Below are 11,736 nucleotides of genomic sequence, written 5' to 3'. Positions count from 1 at the left end.
GCCGGTCGTCTGCCCGGCGTATCGTCACCGCATGCCGTCGATGGGACATCTGCTGGCGTTCGGGTTGATCTCGCTGCTGGTCATCGTGATCCCCGGGCCGAGTGTTCTGTTCACCGTCGGCCGGGCGCTGACCGTCGGCCGTCGCCAGGCGTTGTTGACGGTGGCGGGTAACGCGATGGGCGCCTACGTCCAGATCCTTGCGGTGGCCCTGGGTGCCGGTGCCCTCATCCTGGCCTCGTCGCTCGCGTTCAGCGTCATCAAGTTCGTCGGCGCGGCGTACCTGATCTACCTTGGCGTCCAAGCCATCCGGCATCGACATGGCCTCGGCGAGGTGCTCACCGGCGGCGCATCCGCCAAGCGGCCGAGCCGCGTCCTGGCCGACGGTTTCGTCGTCGGGATGACCAATCCCAAGACCATCGTGTTCTTCGTCGCGGCGCTGCCGCAGGTGGTCGACACCGCCGCGGGCAACGTGGCGGCCCAGATGCTCATGTTGGGTGTCGTGTTCCTGGCCATTGCCGTGGTCTCGGACAGCGTGTGGGCGCTGGCGGCCGGACTGGCCCGGGACTGGTTCGCGCAGTCCCCGCGCCGCTTCGCCGCCATCGGTGGCGCCGGCGGGCTGGCCATGGTCGGCCTGGGCGTCAGCCTTGCCGTCACCGGCCGCAAAGACTGAACAGACGTTGATGCCCCCGACACCGAAGTGTCGGGGGCATCAATGTCTGAAAAACTAGTCCTGCTCGAGGACCGCGACCGCCGCCGCGGTGTCGCCTTCGTGGGTCAGCGACACGTGGATGGCCACGCCCTTGAGGTGCTCGGCGATCTCGCCGGACAGCCGCACCTTGGGCCGGCCCCACATGTCGGTGACGACCTCGATGTCGCGGTGGATGCCCTCGGGCAGCACCGGGCGCTTCGAGAACCGCGAGCCCGACCACGCCTTGATCACGGCCTCCTTGGCCGCCCAGCGGGCCGCCAGGTGCCGTGCCGCCGACGAACTCTTGTCGGCGGCGTCACGGCGCTCCCCTGGGGTGAACGTCTCCGCGAAGACGGTGCCCGGCTGGTCGACCTGCTCGGCGAAATCCGGAATCGAGACCAGGTCGATGCCCACACCCAGGATGCTCATGGGCAACAACCTAGCGGACCCAATCCCGATACCTCAGAAGGCCTCACGAGCGGGCGTACCACCCGTCCTCGCCCAGGCGCGCATCGGCGTCGAGCAGCATGTCGGCTTCCTGACGCTTCTCCGGCGCATCGTGGTTGAAGCGACGGTCGGCCGGCTTCTCGTACAGCGGGCGCCCACCGGCGATCGCCGACGCCAACCGGTGCTGACCGGCCAGGACCCGCTCACCGGCACGGCGGAGGTAGTCCTCGCGCTCGGCCGGATCGAGAGCCGCCACCAGCGCCTGCGGGTGCACCAGGGCGATGAGGCCCGACACGTGACCGAAGCCGAGGCTGGTCACCAGACCGGCCTTGATCGGCAGGCGGTCGCCGAACTTCAGCGTCTCGCGGACCCACACGAAGTGCTGTGCGTTGGACAGCTCGTCGTCGACGCAGTCCAGGCTGCGGTTCGGCGGGATGACGCCGTCGCGCAGAATCTGGCACAGACCCAGCATCTGGAACGCCGCAGCGCCACCCTTGCTGTGTCCGGTCAGGCTCTTCTGGCTGACGATGAACAGCGGGTTGCCCGGGGACCGGCCCATCGAGGCGGCGAGCCGCTCGTGCAGCTCGGTCTCGTTGGGGTCGTTGGCCAGCGTCGAGGTGTCGTGCTTGGAGATCACCGCGATGTCGTCCGGGGTGACGCCCAGCTTGGCCAGGTCGCGCACCAGCTGCGACTGACGTCCACCACGGCCGGCACCCAGCGCACCCAGGCCCGGAGCCGGGATCGAGGTGTGCACACCGTCACCGAACGACGACACGTAGGCGACGACGGCCTGGATGGGCAGGCCCATCTTCACCGCGAGGTCACCACGGGCCAGCAGGACGGTGCCACCGCCCTGGCCTTCGACGAAGCCGAGGCGACGACGGTCGTTGGCACGCGAGAACTTCGAGTCGCTGATGCCGCGGGCCCGCATCATCGCGGTCTCGGCGGTGGCCGACATGTCGCCGAAGCCGATGATGGCTTCCAGCGTCAGGTCGTCGTAACCACCGGCGACCACGAATTCGGCCTTGCCCAAACGGATCTTGTCGACGCCCTCTTCGACCGACACCGCCGCGGTGGCGCACGCGCCCACCGGGTGGATCATCGCGCCGTAGCTACCGATGTACGACTGCACGACGTGACCGGCGAAGACGTTCGGCAGGACTTCCTGCAGGATGTCGTTCGGCTTGTTCCGGCCCAGCAGGTTGCCGTGGTACATGGTCTGCATCGAGGTCATGCCGCCCATACCGGTGCCCTGCGTGGAGGCCACGAGGCTCGGGTGCACCCAGCGCATCAGCTCTTCCGGCGAGAAGCCGGCCGACAGGAACGCGTCCACGGTGGTGACCAGGTTCCACAGCGCCAGGCGGTCGATCGAGCTGGCCATGTCCGGCGTGACGCCGTAGACCTGCGGGTCGAAGCCGGTCGGCACCTGGGCGCCGACGGTCCGCGACAGCTTGACCTTGCGCGGCACGCGGATCTCGGTACCGGCCTTGCGGGTGACCTGCCAGTCGCTGCTGTCCGGCACCGGCGCGATGACGGTGTGCTCCGGATCGAACTGGTGGAACGCCCGGGCGTCGGCCTCGGCGGACACGACGAAGGAGAAGTCCTTGTCGAGGAACACCGAAACCAGCAGCGGCGCAGCGTGATCGGGGTCGATAGCGCCGTCGTCCACCCACTCGCGGATGCCGACGCGCTCCAGCACGATGTCGTGGTAGCGCTCGACCAGCTCGGACTCGTCGACCAGCTCACCGGTGTTGGTGTCGTACCAGCCCGGCTTCGGGTCGTCTTCCCACTTGACCAGACCGGTGGTCCAGGCCAGCTCCAGGACGCCCGCGGCCGACAGCTCGCCGGAGACCTCCATCTCGAAGCGGGTGCGCGACGAGCCGTACGGGCCGAGTTCGGCACCGGACACCAGCACGACCATGTCGGCCGGGTCGATGTCGAGGTCGGCCCACTCCGGAGCCGGCGCGGCCTGGTAGCCCCGCGGCGGCGAGGGCAGCGCCGAGATGGTGCCTTCGAGGTCCTCCTCGTCGACAGCAGCTTCGGCCACCATCTCCTCGCGGGCCTTGGCGGCCAGCTCGGCCATGTCGAGCTCGATGTCGCCGAGGCCACCGGTCAGGTCGACCTGGATGGGCTCACGGGCGGCCGACACCTTGGCGTCGATGCTGCACAGGTTCAGCAGCATGGAAGCCATCTCGTCGGTGGTGTACGTGATGACACCGGCTTCCTCGACAGCACCGACGATGGCGTCGTTGTGGCCCATCAGGCCGGTGCCCTTGGTCCAGCCGATCAGCGCGTGCGCCAGCGAAACTCGCTGCGACCACGAGGTTTCCGCCTTCCAGCGGGCGACGACCGCGTCGAGCGCAGCCTTCGACTCGCCGTAGGCGCCGTCGCCACCGAACATGCCGCGGTTTGGCGAACCCGGCAGCACCACGTGCAGACGCGACGCGATGTCACGCTCGGAGCCGATGTGCGAGAGCCCACCGATGAGCCGCTGCACGGCCCACAGCAGGACCTTCATCTCCATCTCGGCACGGGAGCCGGCCTCCGACAGGTCCCCGGCGACGCGCGGTGCGGCGAACGGGAACAGCAGCGTCGGGGTCTGCGCGTCCTTGAGGTGGATGGCCTTGGGGCCGAGGTTCTCGACCTGCTCGTTGCCGACCCACTCGACCAGCGCGTCAATGTCGCTGTAGGAGGCCATGTTTGCGGGCACGACCCACAACTGGGCACCGAAGCGGGCGTTGTCGCGGTACAGCGTCCGGTAGAACGCCAACCGGTCGTCGTCCAGCTTGGACGTGGTCGCGATGACCGAGGCGCCACCGGCGAGCAGCTGGCCCACCACGGACGACGCGATCGAGCCCTTGGAGGCACCGGTGACGACCGCGACCTCGTTGGCGTAGCGGCCCTTCTCCGGGTTCTCCGCACCGGCGGCCGCGCGGCCGTACAGCGCGGCGTGGAGGGTGCGGCCGGCGGCGAGCGCCTTGCCCTGCCACCAGCTGGCCTGCGTGGCCACCACGTGCCCGGCACCTTCGAAGCTCTCGGAGAGCTTGGCCCAGTCGCGGTTGACGTCGTCCTCTTCGAGCAGCCAGATGCGTGCCAGGTCCTCACGGGCGCTGGCCCAGCGGTCGTCGAACAGCACGGCCTTGCGGGCGTCGAACGACGGAGCCACCAAACGCGGCCAGTCCGAACCCAATTCGGCGGTCACGAGGTCGATCAGCTCGGAGTCGGTGGCGTCCGGCGCGGACACCGGCGTCTGCAGACCCAGCTCGCCCAGGATCAACCGGGCGGCGCCGGCCAGCACACCGTTGGGGCCGGTGACCTTCTCGGCGAACTCGTTGAGCGCGGCCGAGTCGACCACACCGCCACCGGCACCGCCGGCGGACGGCAGTGACACGGCGATGCCCTTGCGCGCAGCCACGGCGGCGACGGCCGCGTCGATGACCTTGTCGACGGCGCCGGCGTCGGCCAGTGCACCGGAGTGCAGGCCGCCCATCTCGCCGCCCCGGACGCTGCTGCCCTCACGGGTGCCCAGCGCGACCTCGGCGGTGACGTGCTTGGCCCAGCCGGGGCCCAGCTCCCAGGCCTTGCTGACGCGCTCGGCGATGTACGCCGGACGCTTGCCCGAGGGGCCGAGCACCGTGCGCAGCTGGTCGTTGATCGCGTCGGAGAGAACGGGACCGAACGGCTTGTAGGTACGGGCCAGCTTGGTGACCTGTCCCTTCAGACCGGCCAGGTCGGCTTCCGCGGCACCGTCGATGGCGCCGAGGTTCAGCTCCGAACCCAGGTCGACGAGCAGCTGGTTGCGTCGCGACGAGGCACCGTCGGTGATCGACTCGATGGAGTCCAGCGGCTCGATCTGGTCGATGCGCATCTTCGCCGACAGCGCGATGAGCGCCATGGTGGCGTCGGCGGCGTCGTAGGTGATGTCGTCCGGACGCGGGCCACCGGCGGGCGCCGCGGGGGCGGCGGCCGGAACCGGTGCTGCGGCAACGGCTTCCGCCGGGGCTGCCTCAGCTGCGGGCGCGGCGGGGGCATCGTCCTCGGGCTCCGGGTCGGTGTCGGTCGCGAACAGCACCGCGGCGTCGCGCTCGACGTTGAGCACCTCGGTGGTGTTGTGCGAGTACTCCGGGAGCTTCAGCGTGTTGGTGGCCAGGCCGGCAACCGTCGGCATGGTCTTCACACCGACCTCGACGAACCGCTCGACACCGAGGCCGCCGGCGGCTTCCTCGATGAACAGCAGGTCCTGCGTCTCGATCCAGCGGACCGGGCTGGCGAACTGCCAGGCCAGCAGCTCGATGACGGTCTTGCGCATCAGCTCTGACGGCTTCTCGTTACGCCACGTGTCGTAGTCGGCGAGGATCTCGTCGAGCGGCTCGGCCGGCACCAGGTCGCGGATCTCCTGGATGAAGTCCTTGTCCAGGGTGAAGGGCCGCGGCACCAGGTTCGGGATGTACTTGCCGACCAGCAGCTCGGGGTCCTGCCCGTGCGGCATGACGCGGTCCAGCGCGCGGCGGAAGTCGGCGACGCCGACCCGCAGCACCTCGGAGTGGAACGGCACGTCGATACCGGGGACAAGGATGAACGAGCGCTTGCCACCGGTGATTTCGCGACGACGCTCGATCTCGGCCTCCAGGGCCTCGAGGCCGCGGACGGTACCGGCGATCGCGTACTGCGAACCACGCAGGTTGAAGTTCACGATCTGCAGGAACTCACCGGTCTCCTCGGCGATACCCGCGACGAAGTCGGTGACGTCGTTGTCGTCGAGGTCGATCTGCGACGGCCGGATGGCGGCCAGGCGGTAGTCCGAGCGGCCCTTGGCGTCACGCGGGACGATGTCGTGCATCTTGCTGCCGCGGTGGAACACGACCTCGAGCAGCGCCTCGAGCTCGTACACGCCGGACACGCACGCCAGCGCCGTGTACTCACCGACGGAGTGGCCGCAGGCGATGGCGCCCTCGACGAACGCACCCTGCTCGCGCATCTCGGCCACCTGGGCGGCCGCGACGGTGGCCATGGCCACCTGGGTGAACTGCGTCAGGAACAGCACGCCGTCCGGGTGGTGGTAGTGCACGCCGCTGGCGATGATGCTGGTCGGGTTGTCCCGGACCACGTGCAGCACCGAGAAGCCCAGGGTCTCGCGGGTGAACTTGTCCGCGGAGTCCCAGATCTTGCGGGCGGCCTTGGAGCGGGCGCGGACCTCCATGCCCATGCCCTTGTGCTGGATGCCCTGGCCCGGGAAGGCGTAGACGGTCTTGGGCGCGGCCAGCTGAGCCGACGCGGCCATCACCAGTTCGCCACCGACTTTCGCGGTGACCTCGATGATCTCGGCGCCGCGGTCGATGCCGACGCGGTCGACGCGGAACTCGATCTCGTCGCCCGGCAGCACCATGCCCAGGAAGCGCGAGGTCCAGCCGACCAGGCGGGCCGGCGGGGTGGCGCGGCCGTCGGTGGCGGTGACCACGTGCTGCGCGGCGGCGGACAGCCACATGCCGTGCACGATCGGCGATTTCAGGCCGGCCAGCAGTGCGGCGGCACGGTCGGTGTGGATCGGGTTGTGGTCACCCGACACCACGGCGAAGGCGCTCATGTCGACCGGCGCGGTGACGGTGACGTCGCGGCGCCGACGGCGCGGCGTCTCGGTGGCGTTGTCGGTGATCGCACCGCCGGCGCGGACCGGGTCGGTCAGCTCCGCGGCACCGCTGCGGCCACGGATGGCGAAGCGCTCTTCGAGGCGCGCGAGCTCGGTGCCCTCGGCGTCGGTGATGCTGACCGAGACCGGGACCACGCGGCCGACCTCGGTGTCGACCGCGGCGGAAGCCGTTGCGGTGACGGTCAATTCGGCCTTCTCGGCCGGCATCGGGGCCAGCAGGTGCGCGGCGTGGTCCAGGTGGACCAGGCTCAGCAGACCTTCGACGACCGGGATGCCGTCGGCGGTGACGGCCGCGCCGATGACCGAGAACACGGCCGGCCAGCAGCGGCCGACGAGGGCGTCGGGCACCAGGGTCAGGCCCGGCGCCAGCGGGGCGCCGAAGGTGGCGGTGACGCCGGTGTGGTCGGCGACCTCTTCGGGGTCCCAGTCGGCGGTGACGGTGGCGACGTTGTCGGTGACGGTCGGCAGCGCGTCGACGCCGTCGGCACCCGCGGCGATGGCGAGCACGGCGCGCATGGCGGCCGAGGCGTCCTCGGTGGTGACGACGGGCATGCCGCCGTTGACGGTGGCGGCCGGCAGCGTGAAGCGGATCGCGATCCAGATGTCCGACAGCGGGACGTTCAGGACGACACCGTCACCGTCGAGCTCCAGCCGGGAGCCGGTGGAAGGGTGTGTCGCCGAACGGTTTTCGTTGACCTGCCACTCGCTCGGGGCGCCGATGCGGTGCACCGGGTTGATGGCGGTGCGGCCTGCCCACAGCACGTCGGGCGAGTCGAGGACGACGGCCAGCGGGCCGGTGACGTCGGCACGCGCCTGGCGGCGCGAGACGACCGGAACGGGCTTGACGCCGGCGGCCAGCACCTCGTCGATGGCGGCCTGCTCGAAGCGGTCCAGCAGCTCACCGACGGGCTCGTCGACGCGCGTGATGCCGGCGACGGCTGCGGTGCCGGGGATGACGCAGACCTGGTCGGCGTCGTAGCGGGCGTCGTGGGCCTGCCACAGCGAGTCGCTGCGCCACCAGCGGCGCACGTCCTTGTCGATGACCGGGACGAAGTTGACGGGCTTGCCCAGCGTCTTGCACAGCGTGACGAAGAACGGGACGTCCGCCGGGTGCAGGCGCAGGGTCTCGGCCTCGGGGTACCGGGCCAGCAGCTCGGCGATGGCGCGCTGCGGATCCTCCAGCAGCGCTTCACCTTCCGCGGTGGCCGGGAACAGCGTCTCGATGCGACCGGCGTCGGCCGGGTTCAGGCGGGCCTCGGCGCGCTGCAGCATCTCCTCGAAGCGGTCGCGCCAGGTGATGTCGAGCCACGGCGAGTGGTCGCGCTTGGTGTCGGCGGTGCTGCTGCCGTCGCCGATCGCGAGCTCGACGTAGCGCTGCAGCCACTGCTGGTAGGTCATGTCCGCGACGTCACCGAAGTACGGCTTGGCGGTGTTGGCCATGGCGGCGATGATCTCGTCGCGGCGCTCGGCGACGGCGTCGGCGTCACCGGCGACCTCGTCGAGCAGGCGGCCGCACCGCGACGCGGTGTTGTCGATCTCGTGGATGTCCGCACCCAGCTGGCTGCGGCCGGAAGCCATGCCGCCCTGGGCCTTACCGGCGCCGACCCACTGATCGGTGCCCTTGGTGTCGACCAGGAGCTGCTTGACCTGAGGCGAGGTGGTGGCCTCGAGGGTGGCCATGGCGGCGGTGCCGACCAGGATGCCGTCGACCGGCATCAGCGGGAAGCCGTAGGTCTCGGCCCAGCGGCCGGACAGGTACTCGGCGGCGCGCTCGGGCGTGCCGATGCCACCACCGACGCAGATGGTCAGGTTGGCCTGCTTGCGCAGGTCCGAGTAGGTGCTGACGAGCAGGTCGTCGAGGTCCTCCCACGAGTGGTGGCCACCGGCGCGGCCGCCCTCGACGTGGACGATGATCTCCTTGTCCGGGACCTCTTCGGCGATCTTGATGACCGACTTGATCTGGTCCACGGTGCCCGGCTTGAACACCACGTTGGTGATGCCGATCTCGTGCAGCTCATCGATCAGCGCAACGGCCTCGTCGAGCTCGGGGATGCCGGCGGTGACGACGACGCCGTCGATCGGGGCGCCCGACTGGCGCGCCTTCTGCACGATGCGCTTGCCGCCCAGCTGCAGCTTCCACAGGTACGGGTCGAGGAACAGCGAGTTGAACTGGATGGCGCGGCCCGGCTCGAGGAGCTGGGTCAGCTCGGCGACGCGGTTCTCGAAGATCTCCTCGGTGACCTGACCGCCACCGGCCAGCTCGGCCCAGTGGCCGGCGTTGGCGGCCGCGGCGACGATCTTGGCGTCGACGGTCGTCGGGGTCATACCGGCCAGCAGGATCGGCGAACGGCCGGTGAGGCGGGTGAACTTGGTGGACAGCTTGACGTCGCCGTTGGGCAGCTCGACGGCGGTCGGCGCGAAGCTGGACCATGCGGGCTGCACGACCGGGGCGGCGCCCACGGTGAACAGCGAACGCTGGCCGGCGCGGGTGGCGGCGGGCACGATGCCGATGCCGAGGCCGCGGATGATCGGCGAGGTCAGGCGGGTGACGGTGTCGCTCGGGCCGAGGTCGATGATCCAGCGGGCACCGGCGTCGTGCATGCGCTCGACTTCGGCGACCCAGTCGATGGGCTTGACGAAGATGGCCTCGGTCATCGCGTGGGCCAGCTCGGTGTCGATACCACACTTGGCGGCCCAGCGGTCGACGACCTCGATGCCGTCGGCCAGGCGCGGGGTGTGGAAGCCGACCTCGACCTGCACGCCCTGGAAGACCGGGCTGAAGACGGCGCCGCCGCGCAGCTTGTTCTTGCGCTCGGCCTCGTCCTTCTCGGTGATCTTGCTGCAGTACAGCTCGAAGCGGGCCAGCTGCTCCGGGGTGCCGGTGATGACGACGCTGCGGCGGCCGTTGCGGATCGACAGGACGGGCGGCAGGACGGTGCGGACGTCCTTGGAGAAGTCTTCGAGCAGTTCGGCGATGCGCTCGGGGTCGACGTTGGTGACCGACACCATCGGCGACTTGTCACCGCGACCGACCATGCCGCGACGGCGCGAGACGAGCGAACCGGCGGCACCGATGAGCTGGAGGAGCGCGAGGAGTTCGGCGTCGCGGGTGCCGTTGGCCTTGAGCGCCTCGGCGGCGATGATGCCCTGCGAGTGACCGGCGACGGCGACCGGCGGGGTGCCGGCCAGGTCGAGGCCCTGACGCTGGACGGCGCGGATGGCGGCCATCTGGGCCAGCAGGATGCCGGGCCCGGAGATGGCGGCGGTGGTCAGCTGCTTGGCCGACGGCAGCGGCTCGTCGGCGGCGAGGGCGCGCACCCACTGCATGGGCTCGAAGCCGATGGGTCGCACGACGACGAGCTCGCGCGCGACGGGCTCCAGCAGCAGGGCCGCTTCGCCGACGATCTCGCTGAGCTCGGATTCGATGCCGGCCGAGCTGACGAGCTCTTCGAGGTTCTCCAGCCACGAGGCACCCTGACCACCGAACGCGACGGCATACGGCTCGCCGGCGTTCAGCAGGTCCACGAGAGCATGGGCGCTCGCCGCCACCGCCTCGGTGTTGCCACTGGTCACATTGCGGTGCTCGTTGATCGTCATGCGTCCCTCTCGTCTTTGCCGCGCGAACCGGTCAGGTGCTTGGTCTTGGTAGTCGGCCCTGGGGCAACGCGATGCGACGTCGGATCACGTGAGGCCCGTGCTACGTCTGGCGCCCGTTTTTCGGGTGCCTGAGAGCCGGGCCGACTGCACTAAGAGTGTCATAAGATTCGCGGCGTTTTTCTGCCGGAAATGGTTACCAACGAGTTCTACGGATCGGTAACCACCTACGCGGGTAACACCGCGTCGTGGGACTGCCCGTACCCAACAGGACAAACGTCCTGTTGGCGGCTGGTTACGGTCGAGTAGTAACAACATCGCTGATCAAAGCGGTATTGTTATCAAATCGTGACCATGCTTGTGACGGTGCCGGACCTTACTAATGAGTAGGAAAAGACCCGTTCCAGAAAACACTCGACAATGACGGTCTGTGTGTCTATATAGGCGGTAAGTTACCGCGCCGCCATTTGCTGCGGTTTCATCTCGTTTTCTTAGAGCTGGCCGCCAGCTAACTACTGAGCGGTAATCTGCGCGCCCGTCAGTCCCACTGCCCGAAGCGCGGCTTGAGGATGTGGTTGATGTCGACGCCGACTCCCCCGACATGGCGTTTGTCGATCTCGACCTGATGCAGTGCGGCCGCCGGATGCGCGGTCCCACCGGGCGAGCCCCAGTTGTGCTGCCAGAAGTACGACCCCAAGCCGTCCTGCACGGCCCACTCGATGGTCTTGGAGTTGGCATACACGCCGACCCGCCGGTGCCCCAGCACTGATTCCCAGCCGCGCAGGTAGGGCGCAACTTGTGCTTTGTACTGCTCCGGAGTCGGATCGTCGTCGATCGACGCGTAGATCGGCGCCCCGACCGGGCCGCCCGCCGCGGTGTGCAATGCGAACCCGCGCTGGGCATGCTGCACGCCGGCGGCGTGCCCGCCCAGCCAGTCGGCCGTCGACTCCTTGCCGTACTGGTAACAGGAGACGATCTTCAGGCCGCCCTTGTAGAGATCGCGCGCCTCCGGCAGCTCGATGGGCTTGCCGAGCATCCACGCCCCGCCCGGCCGGCGGTCCGACACATACCGGATGGCGCCCAGCGCCCCGGCCGACCGGATGTCGGACGCGCTGATCACCCCTGCCGCGTAGTCCAGCAACACTCCGTAGGGGGCTGCCGAGGCGGTGGTCGCGCCCAGTACCGATTGCAATCCGGCGCCGAGGCCGACCGCGGCCGGCGCAGCTGCAGCGTATTTCAGCAGGTCACGACGCGAAATTGCCACGCGTCTCAGGATATGACAGCTACCACTTCCGGCCCGTTAGCCACACCAGTGCAATCCTGACCCACCCGACGTGAAGAAGATCGTCAAAATTTCGCG

Annotated in this window: 4 protein-coding genes; 1 reads left to right on the top strand and 3 read right to left on the bottom strand. The window is 69.3% G+C overall.

Annotation, left to right across the window (positions count from 1 at the left end; all coding sequences use genetic code 11):
- Positions 1 to 31: 31 nt before the first annotated feature.
- Positions 32 to 670 (top strand): LysE family translocator, encoded by a 639-nt coding sequence (locus ACJH6I_RS25140; protein ID WP_064986693.1) that lies wholly within the window; start codon positions 32 to 34, stop codon positions 668 to 670.
- Between the two features lie 54 nt (positions 671 to 724).
- On the opposite strand, the gene ACJH6I_RS25135 is transcribed toward ACJH6I_RS25140, so the two are convergent.
- The 3 genes from ACJH6I_RS25135 to ACJH6I_RS25125 form a co-directional block, all read right to left on the bottom strand.
- On the bottom strand, positions 725 to 1,117 hold the full coding sequence (locus ACJH6I_RS25135) for a holo-ACP synthase (protein WP_020102278.1): 393 nt from the start codon (positions 1,115 to 1,117) through the stop codon (positions 725 to 727).
- A 43-nt stretch (positions 1,118 to 1,160) separates the two neighbouring features.
- Positions 1,161 to 10,379, bottom strand: a complete 9,219-nt coding sequence (locus ACJH6I_RS25130; protein WP_406784725.1) for a fatty acid synthase subunit beta domain-containing protein — start codon at positions 10,377 to 10,379, stop codon at positions 1,161 to 1,163.
- Positions 10,380 to 10,914: 535 nt separating this feature from the next.
- Positions 10,915 to 11,640 (bottom strand): DUF1906 domain-containing protein, encoded by a 726-nt coding sequence (locus ACJH6I_RS25125; protein ID WP_318985588.1) that lies wholly within the window; start codon positions 11,638 to 11,640, stop codon positions 10,915 to 10,917.
- Positions 11,641 to 11,736 lie beyond the last annotated feature (96 nt).

Origin of the sequence: Mycobacterium sp. SMC-13, assembly GCF_045311035.1 — a bacterium.
Classification (GTDB): domain Bacteria; phylum Actinomycetota; class Actinomycetes; order Mycobacteriales; family Mycobacteriaceae; genus Mycobacterium.
This window is presented reverse-complemented; position numbering and strand designations above follow the sequence as displayed.

Excerpts from the sequence above, each read along its gene's own strand:
- ACJH6I_RS25140 (WP_064986693.1), top strand. The coding sequence starts at position 32 with ATGCCGTCGATGGGACATCTGCTGGCGTTCGGGTTGATCTCGCTGCTG.
- ACJH6I_RS25135 (WP_020102278.1), bottom strand. The coding sequence starts at position 1,117 with ATGAGCATCCTGGGTGTGGGCATCGACCTGGTCTCGATTCCGGATTTC.
- ACJH6I_RS25130 (WP_406784725.1), bottom strand. The coding sequence starts at position 10,379 with ATGACGATCAACGAGCACCGCAATGTGACCAGTGGCAACACCGAGGCG.